Genomic DNA, 17,720 nt, shown 5'->3' on the forward strand with positions numbered 1-17,720 from the left:
CCAGTCGGCCGACGTGCTCGCCGTATCAGCCTGGGCCGCGAAGCATGGCGGCGAGCTCCGTCGGGACCGTCGCCCACGACGGGCTCGCCTCCGCCGATGGGTGTTGAGGACGGTTGCGGCGAAGGCTTCATCGCGGTTCCCTGGGTGCGTCCCATAGCCGGTATGGAAGATCGACGCGACGAAACTGGCCAAGATGTGGAAGGAGCGTGGCTTGTCCCCGGAGGACATGGCAGAACGGATGGGGGTGTCTGCCCGGATGATCCACTACATTTGGCGGCCGTGCATTCACCCTCGGTGTCTCGTCTGGGGGATCTGACCCTGGCCTTGGGGTACGCCCCGGACCACTTGATCGCCAGCCCACACGGAAGAGCGTCCCTGGTTGATCTTCGGTGGTCGGCCGGCCTCACAGCAGCGAGCGTGGCAGCTCGTCTACGGGGAGACCCGGCGAGCCACGGACAACTCGGCTACCACAAGATCCGGGACCTGGAGGAGGGGTGGAAGGTGGCAGGGAAGATGTTGCGGGACCCGGAAACCTCGGGGCTGCTTGCCGGCGCCCTGGCCCGGATGTACGGCCGCCCCGGGTTCTGATGGACGCGTGGATGCGGAGCCGACCGGATGACGTGCCTCCGAAGCCCCCTTCCAAGGGAAGGAAACGCCCATCCGTACGGGCAGCGGGGATCTGGGAGGACCTCAATGAGCGGCAGCGCATCTATCTGACGGCCTGCTACCAGGAGGACCAGGAAGTTGAGCGTCAGGTGACGGCCGGGCGGGCGGCCGGTTCGGGAAGGCGGATTCCCGCGGCGGAGTGGCGAAAGGTCCCGTTCACGATCAAAGCCGACCCGGAGTTCACGGGGTACACGGCCCTTCAGGACCGCCTACGGGTACTGGGGGAACATGACTCTGGTGCCGGCCAGACGTTCAAGGCTCTGGCCACGCGCGGGCTTGTCGTGGTCTCGGAGGACCAGGTCGAGGTGTTCCCCCTGGGCTTCGTTCCACGGGTCCTCGTGGAACTCACCCGCTTGGGCCGAGCCTGCGCGCGAGCGGGTCTCGGTGAGGCACCTTCGGCACGGCGGCCGGCGCACCTGCTTTCAGAATGGCTGTGGTCCAGTCTGCTGAAAGTGGCTTCTGCCGAACCGGACGGCCTTTCAGATGATGATATGTGGGGGAGGTCGAAGTTCTACCTGGGAACGGGGTACCGACCGCACGGGCCTCGCGGAGGCAGAAGCCGGGGTTTGATCGACGAGTTCCCGGTGACTGAAGGGGAAGGCGAGGAGGCGTTCGTACGAGAGTACCGGTGGTACCTGACTGACGCCGGACGCCAGCACATCACCGAATATCGGGACACCTATCGAGGCATGTACCCAAACGTCCCCATTGTGGACCTTGCATAGGAGGCTGCTGCACACTCCGTCACTCGAACTGATGAATCATCACTCAGATGACTGCGGGGCGTTGGTGCACACCTAAGGTCGATGACGTGAACACACGCTCTACTTCCGTCAGTTCATTGCATGACTTCGAGGTCCGGCATGTCGTCATGACCGCTGCTGCCATGGCCGCGAGGGCACTGACCGGGTGCGACAGCAGCACAGACCCCGAAGTCCGCCTCAAGGAGATGATGGACGCCCACGCGAGAATCCTCTGGGCGTGGGGTCCCGGAAAGCCCCTGACCTTCACCAAGTTCCGGGAGATGCTGACGGAAGACCTGTCGGCGCTCCTGCCTGACGGCGTGGACGCCGGCGAGATGTCGGGCTTCTACGCCATCACCGAGGACGGTGAGTTCGAGGAGGACTCCTACGATCTGGAGATGGAGCAGCGGACCGTCCTGGAGGCGCTCGAGAAGGCGTCGTGGAACGGCCGGTCAGCGATGGGTGATCGGGTCAGCGACGAGCTGCATCAGACACTGGTGCACCGGGAGCTGCTGAAGGGCCGCTCGCAAGAGTCCTACTGCGCATGGCGGTCCGCTCTGATCAAGACTCCGGCTGGGCCTGCCGGCGAACTCCGCCGTCTCGATCTCCCCGCGAAGCTCGACGAGTTCTACGAACCTATCCGGTTCGACGCGCTCTATGACCAACGGTGGTGGTTCGCGTGCCCGTTCTGCTCGTGGCCTATGAAGAGCACGCTGCATGGCGAGAAGCGGGGCGCTGTGGGGAAGGTCCGTTGCTTCCACCGGCCCCACGCTCGGCAGGGGGCGCGGTACGAGTTCACAGTTCCGGACAGCGGCAAGGCGCCGGAGCTGCGGCCCGTGGGCAGGCCGTTGAAGCCCGAGGGGAATGCGAGCGTCCTGTTCAAGGACATTACGGACCGGATCCCCGAGCCGACCCCGGAGAAGGGGCACAGGGCCCTGGTGCGGGGGGTGTGGCGGTGCACCACGATCCCGGGCATTCCCGAGCTGGGCCTGTATGACGCGTTGTCGACGCCGGCCCTGAAGAAGAACGGGGTGGCCGTGGCACTGTGGCCGGATATGGACACCTACGACCTGCTCGTCACGGTGACAGGGAAGCCCGGGGCGAGGACTGAGTTCAAGGTCGATGTGAAGGACTACACGTACGCGACACTCCTCGCCGACAAGATCACCGCCGACCGGGGTGACGGGGGCGGCGCTGACTGGCTGGTCGTTCCGGACTTCCGGTACGACACAGTCCCGATGCTGGAGGACGTCAGCCGGAAGTGGATGCGGGTGGCGACCGCTGGGGACTTCGGCGCGCGGGTGTGCAAGGAAGCGGGTGCGACGTGGGCGTGACGAGGAAGCTGTCGAAGGGTGTCGGTTCGGCGTCCGCCGCGCTGGCCCTGGCCGCGCACTACTTCCCGGAGAAGGACGATGAAGGCCACTTGGTGGCGTCGTTCCGTCACGCGTCGTTTTTCTTCACCGGCCACCTGGACCTGTGGGACCAGTGGCGGGAGATGCCGCTCGCGGACAAGCAGCGGATCGCCGGCGTCATCCGGTACGGGCGGCAGGACTTCGCCTCATCGGGGGTTTTCACCCGGTTCGTGCGTGGCTGCTTGACGGAGCAGTCTCCGGACGGCGGTATCCCATTCGAGGCGGTGGGGGATCCCGGCAGCGCCGTGTTCGCGAGGCCGCGGGTCGGCGGCGATCTCCTCGCCCACGTCGACCGCATGCTGGAGAGGCTGTCGAAGTCGTACGGACGCAGAAGGGCTCATCCCCCGGCCGGCCCGGGGACGTGGCTGACGGCCAAGCGGTACGCATCAGGGAAGGGTGAGATCGTCGGCCGGGCGGTCATCCCGGCAACCGGCACCTTCACGAGCGGAAAGGATCTAGATGACCTCCCCGAGGTGAACACTCTCCCCTACGAGCCGGATCTGAAGATCGCCACCCCTGATCTTCTGGAGCACGCGAGGAAGGTCGACCGGGTCCGCTACAAGGAGCACGGCAAGGAGGGGTACCTCTTCGACGTCCTGTCCAAGCTCTTCGACGAGCTGCACACGACCGACGACATCAGCGTCGGTGACGCCCTGGTGCTCCTCGCCGGGCCCATTGAGATCTTCAACGCCCCTACCGGAACCGGGAAGAGCGTCCTTGTGAGGGTCGCGGCGTCCTGGCTTGCCGTCAACGGGTACGCGATCACCCTGGTCCTTCCGACCGTCGAGGCGACCCTGTCCGCCGCGTGGGAGATCAAGGAGGACCTCAGGGCACTCGGCAGTACAAAGACCTGCGCTCCTCTGATGTCGCCCTCCCGGCTCCACGACCGGGCCATGAAGCTGGTCTCCCGCATCGAAGGCCCTCTCATCGGCCAGGACGACGAGACGCTGTGGCGTATCGACACCCTCTCCTACGGGTGCGCTCTCAAGCACGCGACGACCAGCACTCACCCGTACCCTCCGGGCAGCGAGTCGTGCCGGTACCTGGGCCCTATCCCCCCGATGACGGGGAGTCGGTCCTGCTCGTGGATGCAGACCTGCGGAAAATACGAGCAGCAACGCCAGGCGTGCGAAGCCGCGGTCGTGGTGACCAACCACCACAACTTCATGGCCGGGCGGTTCCACATCGGCGTCATGCTCGACGGCAGGAAGGCGGGCGACCTGTCCGTGGCCGAGTTCGCGTTCCGCCGCTCACACGCGGTCCTGATCGACGAGGTCGACCAGTTCCAGTCGGTAGCGGTCGATATGTGCTCCAGCGAGCTGATCCTTGACTCCCGCCAGCGCAAGGGCGTTCCACTTCGCGACCTGGACGACGATCAGCGGATCATGTCGTCCGAAGCGATCAAGGAACTGTGTCCCACCATCAGCCACGCCCGCTACCTGGCGGAATTCCTCCTCGCCGCGCTGTGTACCGACGAACTTCACCTGCGCTACTACGAGGGACGGGACGAGGCGAAGGACACCCACGGCTCGAACAGCAGCATGTGGCACCTGTCTGGGTCACGGGACCGGCGACTGATCACGCTCTTGTTCCCCGAGGAGGACGTCACCGACGCCCAGGAGATCCCGACCGAGCTGTTCGACAAACTGAACGCCCTGCACCCCGTCCACCCGGAATCGTCCGAGGACACGCTTCCCCCGGACCGCATCCACGACACCCCCTTGGAACCGCACCTGGAAGAGGTTCGGGAGGTGCTGGGGAACCTCCTCGCGTCACGGGGAGAAGACCTCCTCACCCAGGCCCGATCAGAGATGGACAAGATCCTCAAGGACGCCGTCCCCAACGGCTATGACCGGGGCGAGGCCATCGAGCTTCTGATCATCCGCGTATGGCTGGCCGAACTGGACATGACCCTTGAGCGCCTCCGAGGGAAGACCGCTCAGTTCAAGGCCGCGGGACTCCCCTCCGCGCAGAAGCTCGGAGAGAAGCTGGAGACCGGCGTGGCGTCCGGCATCCTGCCCTACGGCATGCTCGGCAAAGGCGTCTTCGGCTACCGGGTCACCGGCCTGGACGACCCGGAGAAGTCCGCCGAACTCACCTCGCAGAGCATCTCCGGCGATCCCCACGCCTACACCGCACAGCTCGGCGGCATCGTGTCTCTCGTGCTGGCCGGCGTCGAGCGTCCGGTCATGGGCTTGTCGGCAACCGCGTACTTCCCCCAGGCCGTACGTGAACACGTCCACGGCCGTGTGAAGTGGTGGATGACCGACGCCGACCCGGAGAGCATCAGCGCCATGCAGGCGCCACTCAAGGACGCGCTCAACCGCGACATCCAGATCTCCGGACTCCCCCAGCACCTTAAGAACAAGGCTCTCAACGCGCTAGGGGAGAAGCTCTACACCGACAGGATTCACCCCGAGCTCACCGAACTCCTCGAAAGCGACCCCGACCGGGCGCACGTGGCGGTCGTCGTCAACTCCTACGAGCACTGCCGTCACATCGCCGCCGGCATCTACGCGGCCGGCGATTACCGCGACGGCCTGTGCGTCGCTGTCCCCCCGGACAAGTACCGGCGTGACCGGCTCCGGGAGGCCATCAAGCTCCCTCCTGGCGTCATCGAGCTGACACCAGAGGAATTCACCACGTTCCCCAAGCGCGGGAAGATCCTCGTCGTCCCTATGGCGAGGATCGCGCGCGGCCTGAACATCGTCATCGGCCGCCGGTCAGCGATCACCAGCGTCTACCTGTGCACGCGGCCTCTCGCGCTGCTCACCGACCCGCCGGAGATGTACGCCTCCATCAACGCTGCCGGGATCAACGCCGTCACTCCCGCGGGCGACCCTTTGGAAGTACTGCGGAAGGCACGAGAGGCAGCCTGGTCCCGGCTCCGTCTGATCATGCGCTCCGCGCCCGGGTTCGTCAGTGCCCACAAGACCCTTCAGGAGGAGATCGTCGCCGGCATGATCGTCGACATGATCCAGCTCGCCGGCCGGGCCCGCCGCGGCGGCACGGACATGACGCTGCACCTTGTGGACTACGCCTTCCATAACGACTCGTGGAAGTCCGACCTGAAGAACATCCTGCGCCGGATGCACGAAAAGTGGACTCCGGACGTCCGGCAGAGAATGGATGCGATCTATCGCGAAGCGCTCGCCGCCTTCCTCGCGTACGCCGGAATCAACTCCGAGGAATCGGAAGGGCATTGATCGCGCGTCCAGCCGTGCTATGGTGGCGCACGGCTGGACGCGCACTGCCCAGGCGAATGACGGAAGCTCCCATGCAGCGACCGTTGGCCAAAGGCCCCGTTGGACCCGCGCGATGAAGTCCCGTTTTCGGGCACGCACATCACTGCCAGGCATCGTCAACGTCTCGGCGGGAAGCATGGGATACCGCGCGAGGGAACAGACATGCCCAAGCGGCAAAACCCGCTGCAGAAGGATGCCCGAAAGCTCCAGCGGCGCACGGACTACACCTACACGCAGGCCCTGGACATCATTCGCCTGCTCCAGAAGCCCGCAGCACGATCGCCGCAGGAACTCACCTCTGTAGCCGAAGCTCTTCTCGCCGGTCAGGATCAGGTACACCTCTGCCCTGTCTACGGCGCTCTTCCCCCGGCGATGGCCGGCAAGCTGCGCTTCCACTACTTCATGGGGATCCATCATCTCGGCAGCTACCTCACCAAAGACGACTGCCTGATCGGCCGCAAATCACGGCCGGCGGCCGACGCGCCGCCCAATGACGAGAGTCCCCCCTCTGCCTCACACTCCCCCATCCAGGCGTACCGCCGTACGGCCAGAAACGGAGCACGCACCCCGATGACCGCTCAGCCCCTTACGGGACAACCATCCAAGGTCAACAAGAAGCAGCGGCTGAACGTCGCCGCGTACCTGTGCACCCCGCGACTCCTCGGCGGCGCCACCGTCGTGGTCCGCGAGTTCGACAACGGGTTCAAGAACCTCTGGAGAGGCTTCGACCGCGCGTATAAGGACCTCGCCGGCCGAGAAGAGGTCCAGGCCCCCCATTCCATCGTCACGACCGCGCTGCGCTGCCTGACCGGTGGCTACGTCCACTTCGATCCCTGGGCGGGCGTCCTCGTCACCCGAGTCGAGATCGACGACGACACTCTCCGCGACGCCTTCACCCTCATGGTCGGCATGGCCATGGGCACCCACATCGACCAGATCAGCCTCAACAATCCCGACCCGCTGGCCGTGAAGGTCGCCAACACCCCGCAGGAACACCGCCTTCTCGCCGACTACCTCATCACCAACGAGAACGGCCAGCCGGACGCACCAGGCTGGGTGTACCGGACGGTGACGTGGGACCTGTCGATCCGCCTGGCCGCACGTCCATGGAAGGTTGACGGGCAGGAGATCACACTCCGCCCGGACAGCGAGGGCGGCCTGATCGCCTGGGGCCACCCCTGGTCGAACAAGAACGGCACCGCGCACGCCGTGGCACGCATCCGACTGTCCATGAAGACCCTCCCCAACCTCTCCCACCCCGTGATCCTGGCCTCCTCCCAGGTGACACGCCTCAAGTCCAACATGGCCTACGCGCGGAAGGTGCTGGTCGAGCAGGCTGACCCCGAACTCCCGCTGATCGAGGTCGAGCTGGACGGCCGCGGCAAGATCCGTCGGATCAACCGGATGGCGCTCCAGATCCTTTCCAAGCTCGGCATGGACTACACCACCCTGAGCCTCATCCAGAACCGGGCCCAGGCCGAGGCCGACCACGACGCCGCCACGCACGACACCGAAAGCGGCGAGGGCGAGATCCGAGAAGCACTCCCCCCGATCGGCCCGGACAGCAAGATCCGCCCCGTTCAGGGCAAGAGCTACAAGTTCCCCATCGGACGCGGCGTCGGCATGCACCACATGCGCGAGCTGGACCGGCACATCCGCGACATCTTCGGCGACGCCGCGAGCAGCCTCGACATTCACCTAAGCACCCGCGGGTTCCCCCGCAACGACCCGAAGAACCCCCTCCCCGCCCCGACCGAGGTGACCCGCTCCCTCACGTCCATGGGGTACGAACACCTGCGGATCGTCTGCCTGTGGACCAAGGACGAGAACCGCACCCGCATGATCAACGGGTTGTGTGACGCCTACAGCCTGCCCGCCACGAGCATCGACCCCGCCGACGGCGTCCCCGTCCCGCTGCACGACGACACTGTCAGCGTCGTGTTCCACCACGCCCCCGCCTTCCTCGCGCACGGCCCCGCCAAAGGCCGGGCCGGGCTGGTCGACGAACTCCCCTTCCTTCGCCGAGAACCGGGAACGCTCGTAGCGGTCTGGGCGGAGACCGAGTACACGGCCGAGTCCATCGAGGACACCACCGAGGAGGAGGCTGCCGAGAGCCGGCGAGACCGGCGCCAGCGGCCGAAGAACGACGAGACAGACGCCAAGTACCAGGGACGCCGGATCATCGCCCAGAAGGGCATCGTGTCGCAGTACATCGCCGACATGAAGCCGACCAAGCGCAAGCGAGACCACGGCAAGGACCACCAGGCGCTCTACTCCCTCGTTGACCTGCACCGCAACATCGGAATCCTTGACGAGCGCATCGACACGGCCCTGATCGACCCCATCGGCGCCTTCGCCCCTCATGGCGTCGCACACGTCGGGATCCACGTACGCCGGCAGAGCAAGCAGCACCCCAAGGAGAAGGCGAAGATCTGCATCACCGCAGTCGCCCTGGTACCTCCTGCCGCAGAGGGAGGTGCCTGGACCCTCCACGGCTGGAGCTACACCAGCCCGAAGTGGCAGCACTACAACGACGCCATCGCCGCCTTCCACGCCCTGGACTACCCGACCGGCAAGATGACCGAGCTGGTTGACGACAACCAGGGTTACAAGAAGGTCGCCGAGCAGATCGACCAGGCCCTATCCGACCTGACCATCCACATCGGCCGCCTCCCCTACACCGTCACAGTGGACGGAGTCGGAACCCGCAGACTGTGGGGCGGCCTCCACAACAACAAGCAGGGCTTGCCCGGAGAACCTGGAGACACCTGGCTTCCCGGCAGCACGCTGCGCCACCAGGACCGGCCCATCGCCGTCATCCGGATCAACAAGAGCGCGGACGAGGTACCGCAGCCGATCAGCGTCAGCCGGTTCGACGCGGACGGGAACCTAATCGGCACGAACAGCACCACGACGTCGCTGTACCGGCTCGACACCGACCTCGGCCCCGCCACCTGGATTCTGTCGAACGTCCCTCACCAGTACGACGGGAACGGCGCGGGCCGTCTTGGCGGAGACAAAACCCGCTGGACCGCCGACCACGGCTCCAAGGAGAAAGGCAACATCTCGAAGAACGAGGTCGCCGCCAACTGGTACACGATGAACGGCACCGAGATCTACCCCTTGCCCCTGGCACCGGGGGTGGACCAGGAGGTGCTCGCCAACCTCACCGCGCGCCTGTGCAACCGCCCCCTGGCATGGAGCAACCGAACCCGATACCCCGTCCATCTCCACGCTGCCCAGCAGATGGACCTCGACCACCCCCAGTACCGCCGCACCGCCCCCCAGGAGGACAACGAGGCGGAAGCGACCGCCGACCAGGAGTAGTTCAGCCACCTTGGCGGAAGCCCGGCACCCAATCGTGGGGATGCCAGCGTAGTGAAATACGCCTCGGCGGCAACCTTGCTAGGCGTGGCGACGATCGCTCAGAGCGTCTCACTCCAGGAGGCCGAGGCGGCGGCACAACATAGCGAGGGATCGCCGGTTAGCCAAACCGGCGACCCCGCGCATCATTGGTAATCCACCGCCACGTCCTGTCCCCGCGTCCATCACGCGACGAGGTCCCGACCGCCCACACGAGCAGGCCCGACCGAGGAAACCGCCAGCGATCACGCCGCCGCGTAACTCGCCAGGAACAGATCTTGCGCCCGCTCCACATCCCTCGGCGTACGCAACTGCACCTCCAGATCACCCGTTCCGTGGTGACCGAGACCGGAGACATCCCGGGTGAATCCCGGGACAAGGTCGACGTCCTTCGGGTCCACCTTCAGGTAGACCAGCAGCTTGCTCCGCTGCGGCGGACAGAGGCAGGCGAAGTTCCGCAGCCGCTGGTACGCCCGGTACGTCTTGCGCTCGACGCGGTTCACACCGCCCCCGAGCCCGAGCAGTGCCTCATCGACCGCGCTCGCCAGCTCAACCATCGACGCATCCTGGACGTCGGCTGTCGCCCGGGCAACCGCCTGGCGGCGGACTCGGCGTGCCACCTGCATGCCGCCGCTCCCGGACGCCACGGTCTCAAGCCCGAGCAGGTCACTCCCGAAGAGTCGGTAGCGAACCAGGTCGATCGACCGCCGGTGCTCGTGCACGGCGTGCACGTCGTAACGCGTGAAGTCGCCGGCGATACAGATCAGGCGAGGGCTGCTCCACAGGACATGGGACGCGGCCCTCATCCCGAGCCGGTCGCGGACCATGTACTCGAACTCGGCACGGTGGTCCATTAGCCACGCCAGGTAGAAGAGGCCCTGGTTGATGACGCCGGCGTCGACGCCGCGCTTGTACTCGACGATGACCGGCGATCCGTTCTCGTCCAGCCCGAGGGAATCGATCCGGCCCTTGTGGACCGGCCCGGTGCCGTACTCGCTCGCCAGGAATCGGACGCCTAGCAGCGTCTCCATGTGCGCCTCGACGAGACCCTGCACATCTGCCTCGACCTCAGCAAGACGCGGCATGACCTCGCTCACTCCGCATTGCGATGCATCCGTCCGGAACAACTTCAAGCCGACCACCCCCGTTATCGCATAGGAGATCGACAACGTCAGACAGGCAGAGATTTGTTTCCGCAACCGGCGCGAGTCACGTGAAGAACGTGTGCCGGAGGCCCGATCGACTGGTTCGGCTGCCCCGGCGCGCAGCACGCAGGCCGGTGGTACCCGTGATTCGTCGGCGTCCAGCACGAATTCAGCACAGTACAGGAGATGCGGCGTTGGCGGCAGGTGACGAGGAATCAGAAAATCCAGCCCCATCCAGCACGGTGAAACTTAGGGGGGCCTGACCCCGAAGGGCCAGACCTCAATTGACCTGCAGTGATGCAACAGGGCGAACTGCGGCCCATGCAACACCAAACTCATCCGTGGTAACCGTTCGTCACAGTGCTGGGCACTGCAGTGAAGTGCTGGACTCTGCCGACTCCTCGCCGGCATCGTGCCTCACGCTGTCAGAGGGAACTCCTCCACGGCGAGCGAGGCAACATAGCCCCAAATCGCCGGTTAGCCAAACCGGCGATAACGCGGAGTATTGGCGGTCACCGCGATGACGGACGCATGCGGTGTCCGTAGGTCCGGCACGGGCTACCCGCCAAGACGAAAGTAATCGAAATGCACACGCACATCGAAGAGACTCTGGGCCCTCGCTATAGCCCCGCTCACATCCGCGCCGCCTGGGGCGGAACGGGGAGCGTGGAGGACGCCTCAAAGGCGCTGGGATTCTCACGGGCCAAGGGATACGATCTGATTCGCAACGGGCAGTTTCCGTGCCGTGTGCTACGCATCGGCCGTAAGACCCGTGTTGTCACGGCGTCCCTACTCCGCGTCCTCGAAAGCGGAGATCCGGAGTATAACGATGCCCGCGCCGGATGCCGCCCCACGCCCTAAGCCAGCTTCGACGAGGCTCCGCTTCCGGCGGGGCTTCGTCGTTCCAAGCGCGCCCTTTCACTACCCCGCTCTGAAGGCAGACTGGCCCGCCGTGTCACCGTCGCTGTCGTACCCCCACGCTACGGTGTCATCATCTTCAGTGAAGACGATTTACGGGATGGCGCCAGTGCAGCTCACCACCTGTTTCAACACGCTCCTCACGGACGCGGTCAACCTGAGCCGGCCCAAGCTCGACATGCTCGACGACCGAGTGGACAGCGTCTACCGAGCCCTCAAGTCGGATGAGGAGATCGGACACCTCGTCCTCGACAAGATCCCTCAAGGTTCGTGGGCGCAGAGGACCATCATCAACCCGGTCGGCGACAAGGAGTTCGATGCCGACTTCCTCCTTCTGATGGAGGAGAACCCGGACTGGCACGGCAACCCCAAGACCTACATCGACAAGGTCTACGCGGCACTGGACCGCCACAGCCGCTACCGCCAGATGCCGCACTCGCGCAAGTGCCGTTGCGTGCGTCTGGAATACAAGAACCTGATGCACGTGGACATCGTCCCGTACGTCCAGCTCAGCGACGGCCGCGACGTCATCGTCAACCGGGACGACAACTGCTGGGAGGCGACGGACCCCGAGGGCTTCACAGCCTGGATGCGCAATCAGGACGACATCACCGGAGGGAACCTACGCAGGGTCATCCGGCTGCTGAAGTACCTGCGCGACCACAAGAACTCCTTCACCGGAACCCGGTCGATCATCCTCACGACTCTGCTCGGAAACCAGGTCAGCGACGCCAAGACGCTGATCGATCCGGGCTACTACGCCAACGTCCCCACGACCCTGCTCCACCTGGTCCAGGACCTCAACACCTACCTGCAGGCCAACCCCAACAAGCCGTCCATCGCCGACCCCTCCGGGTCGGGCGTCACGTTTGACCACCGCTGGACCCAGGACACCTACGCCTACTTCCGCGAGCGGATCAGCGTGCACACGGAGGAGATCGAGGCTGCCTACCACCATGCGGACAAGGAGACCAGCATCGAGCTGTGGCAGGGTCTGTTCGGCACGGGCTTCAAGGAGCCCGACGCCCAGCAGAGCAGCGCGAAGTTCCCCGCCGCGGCCGCGTCCGTGGCCGCCGTGACGACGACGGGGCGGTCGGGGCGCGCTGGATGAGCAAGCGAAAGCCCGGGCGGTTCGGCGCTCCCACACCGTGGCAGAGACAGGCGCTCGCGGATCTCCGCGCGATCGGCGCCGAGCAGCCGGACACCCTGCGCGTGGTGGGAGTGCCTGACCGTACGGACGACGGCGCCCTGGCAATCACGATCGAGATCGACACGAGGGGGACCGTCTCGGTGGAGGGAGGGATTCGGCTTCAGCCGCACGAGCGGTTCGTTCTCCGCGTCCCGTCCTCCCCGCTGCTCCCCCCGCAGGTCGACGTCACGCACACCCGGTTCATTGGATACCCCCACGTCCTGCAGGGCCACCGGCTGTGCCTGTACCTGGACCCGGCACGAGAATGGAACCCGGCAGGCGGCATCCGCTCCAGCCTAAACCGCCTGTGGGCCTGGCTCGGCGATGCCGCCGGCAACCGGTTCAACGCCTCAACCGCCCTCTATCACGCGGTCGGCGGGGTCCTGCATCAGTCCGCAGGAACACCCACCATCGTTGTGCGTGAACCCGTGCTCGGAAAGTGCGTCCAGGCCGCATACCTGATCCCAAGGACCGCTCAGCGCCTGGACCTCACCTTCACTCCACAAGAACCTCCCACGGCACGCCTGCCGGTCATCATCCTCCCCGCGCCCCTGCCAATGGGAGCCGGCACCACACTCGTCGAACTCCTCCGGCAGATCGATGCGCCACTCGCCAGCCGTGCCCCCACCGCCAGGCCGTTCGCGCCGGCCGTGCTGACCTCCCTCGCGACCAGCGTGGTGAGAAACGCTGAGGACACACCCCAATACCTCCTCCTGGCCGTACCCCACCCCGTCGGCGGCCCACCCCATCTGCTCGCGGGCCGAATCCCCGCAAGCGCCGCCAACGAACTCCGCAGCCTCGCAAGGCGCCAGCCCGGTTGCCTGAGCACTCTCACACCCAGCGCGGTCAACCCGGCCCTCCCGATCGAGTGGTGCCGAGTGTCCGACGAACGGCATACCGTCACAACCCGCCGCGACGACAACCGCCCCGTCAACAGCTACCAGAACAAGCACATCCACATCTGGGGCTGCGGAGGCATCGGATCCTGGACCGCCGAGTTCATCGCACGCGCAGGAGCAGCACGCATCACGCTGTGCGACCCCAGCGTCGTCACCGGCGGGCTGCTCGTCCGGCAGAACTTCCTCGAGACCGACCTCGGCGCGGCCAAGGCCGCCGCACTGGCTGACCGACTGCGTAACATCGACGACCGCCTGACCGTCGAGATCGCTGAGGGCCTCGTCCCCGAGGACGCCGAACAGATCATGAACCACGCCGACCTCGTGATCGACGCCACGGTCAGCCTGGCCATCGGGCAATGCCTCGATGTCCTCGCCCGCACACCCAACCGCAAGGCAACCCTCGCCCAGATCGCCACAGACACCCGCACCGGGACACTTGGCATCCTCACCGTCTGCGCACCGGGAACCCTCCAAGGCCCCCACAGCTTGGACTCCCTGGCTGGCCTTTCGGTACTCGACGACCACCAACTCGAGCTGTACCACGCCCTGTGGCAAGAAGCAGAGCCCGACGACGAACTCATACCGACCCGCGGCTGCTCCGTTCCCACCTTCCACGGATCCTCAGCCGACCTCGCCGCCGTCGCCGCCACGCTCACCACGTTTCTCGGCATGCAGCTGGCCGCGTCGAAGTCGGGAACCCACCTGGTCGCTCTTCCACACGCCCGCAGCGGACCGCATCATCACTACGTTCCCCATGTCCCCTAGCCCGGCCGATGCGGCCAGACCGAGCGCCCATACCCCATACTTCCGCTGCACGGCACCACAGCAACAGACCGGTGTCCCCGCACCAAGGCCCACGACACACTCAACCCCCGCCTGCGCCAAGAGGAGTCGACCTGTGGCACGCAAGTCCATCCCCGACGTCGAGCGGCTCAAGGTCTGGGTCCGCGCCGGCGGACGATGTGAACTTTGCGGAACCTACCTTCTCGAGGGAAAGCTCACCTATCAGGACTTCACCCTCGGAGAGCTCGCCCACATCGTGGGGCAGGACGCAACGCCGAAGTCACCGCGCGGCATGGACCCCCTCCCGAAGGACCAGCGCGACCTGGCTGACAACCTCATGCTGCTGTGCCGCGGCGAGCATAACGAAATCGACCGCAAGGGCTCTCTCGACGTCATGACGGTCGAACGGCTCCGGCGCATCAAGCGCGATCGGGAGGAGTGGATCCGGCGGCTGACCGCTCTTAACCCGGAAACCGGCACCGTGGTAATCCGGCTGATCGGACAAGTCCGCGGCCAGGAAGTCGAACTCACCAAGCCCACTGCCGCCGAGGCCGTCATCCGCTCCGAAGAGCGATTCCCCGACTTCCCCCTCAGCCTGCACGGCGACGGCTTCGAGATCGATCTACGACGTATACCCGGTGAGAAGGCCGGCGGGCCAGCGTACTGGGAACAGTGCCAGCAGCAAATCGATCGGGTCCTGGAACACAAGCTGGCGGAAGCGCTGCGTGAGGACTCAGTGCACCACGTGAGTGCCTTCGCCTTCGCCCGCTTGCCACTGCTTGCCTATTTCGGCTCCCGCTTGGACGACACATTCACCGTCTCCATCTACCAACGGCACCGCAGCACGGAATCCTGGTCCTGGCCCGACACGACGGACCGGATGGTGCGCTTCGTCACCGAGCCGCCTCTCTCTCCTGCCCCTGACGCCTCTGACGGAGTGCTGATATTGAACATCTCCGGATCGATCCAGGCAGAAGAGCTACCCCAACAGCTTGCCTTGCTTCCGCGCTGGACGATTCACCCGCACGACGTCATCCCGTCCGTCGACGTAATCAATTCCGTTCCCACGCTCAACGAGTTCACCTCGGTGCTCCGGCAACTGCTCTCCGAGCTGGAGGCCAACCACAAGAACCTACGACGACTGCACATACTGGCAGCTATCCCCGTGTCAGCTGCGGTGACGCTCGGCCGTGTCCACGATGCCAACGTTCACCCCGACCTGGTCATCTATGACCGCACCGCCGGCCAGTACACGGCAGCGTTGCGCATCTCTTGACGATCACGCACAAGGCGGCAAAATCTGCTTGAGAGGTTGGCGACCGCCGTCTCCGCCAATGCCCGGCGGGCGCTCCGATGCTGCAGACATCTCCAAAGGCGTTGAGATTTGCAGGGGTGAAGGATACGGCCTGGTTGGTCGAGAAAGTTCCCGGGCCGCATGCTGCGCATCGGCCATAACACGCGTGTCGTCTCCGTGGCCTTGCTTCGGGTGCTCGAGAGAGGAGGGCCCGAGTCAACGGTGCTCGCGGCGGACACGGAAACCCACCTACTCAGAAGCCCCGCCGGCCGCACCTGCGGGGCTTCTCGTCGCACTCCGCTCTCACAGACACCCCTATAGCGAGAGACTGCTGGGTACCGTTCTGATCAGGTTGAAGACCTGCAGGGCGGCGAACAGACCGCGGCACCGAGACCTCTTGACGCCCCCGACTCCGCGCGGCCCGCAGGTCGGTCTGGCTGTGGGCGTTGGTCTTGAACCGGGTGCGCAGCATCCCGCCGCTGCTGCGCGAGCGGGTCGGACGCAGCGTGCGCGTGACCGTCTTCATCCGCGACGGCACGGACCAGGCCCAGGCCGTCCGAGTGCGGCCGCTGCGGCGGCGCGGCGGCGCGGCGGCGCGGCGGCGCGGCGGCGCGGCGGCGCGGCGGCGCGGCGGCGCGGCGGCGCGGCGGCGCGGCGGCGCGGCGGCGCGGCACCAGCATCGAACTGCGCCGCCTAGAGAACGGCAGCTCATATTGGCGTTGTGAACACACGGTCTGCAATACGAGGCTGAACGGACGGAGATGCGCCTGGAACCAGGACATCAGGTAGGCAGGGGCAGGAGTTGAGGGGCCGGGCAACCCCCGCCCCGACTTCAGGATTTCGCGAACTCACTGGAATCCCCGACACCTTCTGTGGCAGGCTTCCGCGTGCCAGCAACGGGATCTCGCTCGTAGCCAGATCACCAGCTGCGCTTTCGCCAAGGAGTCTGCGGACGCACCCGGGCCACCGGCTTGTCTCTCACCTCATCTTTCACGTAGCAGGCACGAGTCTGCGGCGGTGTTCCCTACCGTGCCCGCACTCGTTGCCCGCGCACCACACGGAGGCTCAGCCATGCCGGCACATTCCGCACCGTCGCATCTCTTCTTCCTGACCCAGCCCAAGGGCAACGGTGCCATCCTCTTCAGCATGCAGGGGACGCCCCGCGGACCGGAACTCTCGAAGATCGGCACGTTCGAGGATCACGACGAATCCCAGCTGCTCGCCGCCACGCTCAACGCGGTTCTCCAGGGAGGAGCAGGTGCCCTCGCGAAGGTTCACGGGTGCTCAGCTTCCCTGCCTGGCCCCCTCAGGAAGGCGATCACTGACATCGCGGATGAGATCGAGGACACACATCGTGACGCTCCACGAGCCCGGGCTGCGCGCAGGGCCGCGCGGGCCGTCACGGAGAACCTGGGACGGCTCAACGCGGCCGTGTTCTCGCTTTTCAGCGCATCCGACTGCGGGAGCTGCCTAAGCTGCGGCTGCAATGTTGCCGAGGACTGCGCGAAGTGCGCCGTCTGCGGCTCGTCCCCCCGGGGCCGCGGCTGTGGGGACTGCGGCGGCGTTGGGGTAACGCCCAGGACCGCATTCGTTCTCCATCGGCAGCTGAGGGACCTTGCGGACAAGACGTACCGTGCCGCTTATGACCCCGACTTCTGGGAGCACAGCGTTCCGGTCAGCGCGGGGACTCAGTCGGACTGGTTCCTTCTTCACTGCGCTCGCGCGTACGACGACCTCGCGGCCGATCTACTTGCCGGCGGTATCCCGGAGCCGCGCTGTCTGGCCGAGAGCGTGCTATTCGGCTACGCCGTGGATGGCATCGGCGGGTTCAGTATCGAGTCCGTCCACGCGGACGAGGTCTATCAGACCCTTCCGACCTCTCGGTTCGACTATGACTGGGAGTTCCTCGCTAATGAGAGCGGGCTGCTCGACGTCAGCGACAGGGCGCACGACTTCCTGGAAGCAGACGTGGCCGAAGAAGACCTGTGGGACGAGTGGTTCAAGCCTTACACGGACGTCGAGCCCCGGGCCACGACCCGCGGGTTCTGCTGCTGACGGTCGCC

General features: G+C 65.9%; 12 protein-coding genes. 11 read left to right on the top strand and 1 reads right to left on the bottom strand.

Annotation, left to right across the window (positions count from 1 at the left end; translation table 11 throughout):
- The first annotated feature begins 417 nt into the window (after positions 1-417).
- The 5 genes from ACIP94_RS14665 (at position 418) to ACIP94_RS14685 (ending at position 9,393) form a co-directional block, all read left to right on the top strand.
- Positions 418-588, top strand: a complete 171-nt coding sequence (locus ACIP94_RS14665; RefSeq protein ID WP_402424583.1) for a hypothetical protein — start codon at positions 418-420, stop codon at positions 586-588.
- An 11-nt stretch (positions 589-599) separates the two neighbouring features.
- Positions 600-1,391, top strand: coding sequence for a hypothetical protein (locus tag ACIP94_RS14670; RefSeq protein WP_402424586.1), 792 nt, complete (start codon positions 600-602; stop codon positions 1,389-1,391).
- 146 nt (positions 1,392-1,537) lie between these two features.
- On the top strand, positions 1,538-2,743 hold the full coding sequence (locus tag ACIP94_RS14675; RefSeq protein WP_402424589.1) for a hypothetical protein: 1,206 nt from the start codon (positions 1,538-1,540) through the stop codon (positions 2,741-2,743).
- Positions 2,734-6,027 (top strand): hypothetical protein, encoded by a 3,294-nt coding sequence (locus ACIP94_RS14680; RefSeq protein WP_402424592.1) that lies wholly within the window; start codon positions 2,734-2,736, stop codon positions 6,025-6,027. Before ACIP94_RS14675 ends, ACIP94_RS14680 begins: the two co-directional genes overlap by 10 nt.
- A gap of 201 nt (positions 6,028-6,228) precedes the next feature.
- Positions 6,229-9,393, top strand: coding sequence for an RNaseH domain-containing protein (locus tag ACIP94_RS14685; protein WP_402424595.1), 3,165 nt, complete (start codon positions 6,229-6,231; stop codon positions 9,391-9,393).
- A 281-nt stretch (positions 9,394-9,674) separates the two neighbouring features.
- Here the strand turns inward: ACIP94_RS14685 and ACIP94_RS14690 are convergent, their stop codons facing one another.
- Positions 9,675-10,571: a DUF5655 domain-containing protein gene (locus ACIP94_RS14690; RefSeq protein ID WP_402424961.1), complete on the bottom strand. Its 897-nt coding sequence runs from the start codon at positions 10,569-10,571 to the stop codon at positions 9,675-9,677.
- Positions 10,572-11,159: 588 nt separating this feature from the next.
- Here ACIP94_RS14690 and ACIP94_RS14695 point away from each other — a divergent pair.
- The 6 genes from ACIP94_RS14695 (at position 11,160) to ACIP94_RS14720 (ending at position 17,712) form a co-directional block, all read left to right on the top strand.
- The gene (locus ACIP94_RS14695) at positions 11,160-11,435 is read left to right on the top strand and encodes a helix-turn-helix transcriptional regulator (RefSeq protein ID WP_402424598.1); all 276 of its coding nucleotides are present in this window, start codon (positions 11,160-11,162) and stop codon (positions 11,433-11,435) included.
- A 157-nt stretch (positions 11,436-11,592) separates the two neighbouring features.
- Positions 11,593-12,603: a cyclic GMP-AMP synthase DncV-like nucleotidyltransferase gene (locus ACIP94_RS14700; RefSeq protein ID WP_402424601.1), complete on the top strand. Its 1,011-nt coding sequence runs from the start codon at positions 11,593-11,595 to the stop codon at positions 12,601-12,603.
- Positions 12,600-14,345 (top strand): ThiF family adenylyltransferase, encoded by a 1,746-nt coding sequence (locus ACIP94_RS14705; RefSeq protein WP_402424604.1) that lies wholly within the window; start codon positions 12,600-12,602, stop codon positions 14,343-14,345. Before ACIP94_RS14700 ends, ACIP94_RS14705 begins: the two co-directional genes overlap by 4 nt.
- Positions 14,346-14,478: 133 nt before the next feature.
- Complete coding sequence (locus ACIP94_RS14710; protein WP_402424606.1) at positions 14,479-15,639, top strand: SAVED domain-containing protein; 1,161 nt, start codon at positions 14,479-14,481, stop codon at positions 15,637-15,639.
- A gap of 479 nt (positions 15,640-16,118) precedes the next feature.
- Positions 16,119-16,382, top strand: a complete 264-nt coding sequence (locus ACIP94_RS14715; RefSeq protein WP_402424609.1) for a hypothetical protein — start codon at positions 16,119-16,121, stop codon at positions 16,380-16,382.
- A gap of 346 nt (positions 16,383-16,728) precedes the next feature.
- On the top strand, positions 16,729-17,712 hold the full coding sequence (locus ACIP94_RS14720; protein WP_402424612.1) for a hypothetical protein: 984 nt from the start codon (positions 16,729-16,731) through the stop codon (positions 17,710-17,712).
- The last annotated feature ends 8 nt before the right edge of the window (positions 17,713-17,720 follow it).

This window comes from Streptomyces sp. NPDC093261, assembly GCF_044753645.1.
Taxonomy (GTDB): domain Bacteria; phylum Actinomycetota; class Actinomycetes; order Streptomycetales; family Streptomycetaceae; genus Streptomyces.

Bases quoted from the DNA above. Each gene is read 5' to 3' on its own strand.
- ACIP94_RS14670 (WP_402424586.1), top strand. From the start codon at position 600: ATGCGGAGCCGACCGGATGACGTGCCTCCGAAGCCCCCTTCCAAGGGA.
- ACIP94_RS14675 (WP_402424589.1), top strand. From the start codon at position 1,538: ATGACCGCTGCTGCCATGGCCGCGAGGGCACTGACCGGGTGCGACAGC.
- ACIP94_RS14685 (WP_402424595.1), top strand. From the start codon at position 6,229: ATGCCCAAGCGGCAAAACCCGCTGCAGAAGGATGCCCGAAAGCTCCAG.
- ACIP94_RS14695 (WP_402424598.1), top strand. From the start codon at position 11,160: ATGCACACGCACATCGAAGAGACTCTGGGCCCTCGCTATAGCCCCGCT.
- ACIP94_RS14700 (WP_402424601.1), top strand. From the start codon at position 11,593: ATGGCGCCAGTGCAGCTCACCACCTGTTTCAACACGCTCCTCACGGAC.
- ACIP94_RS14705 (WP_402424604.1), top strand. From the start codon at position 12,600: ATGAGCAAGCGAAAGCCCGGGCGGTTCGGCGCTCCCACACCGTGGCAG.
- ACIP94_RS14720 (WP_402424612.1), top strand. From the start codon at position 16,729: ATGCCGGCACATTCCGCACCGTCGCATCTCTTCTTCCTGACCCAGCCC.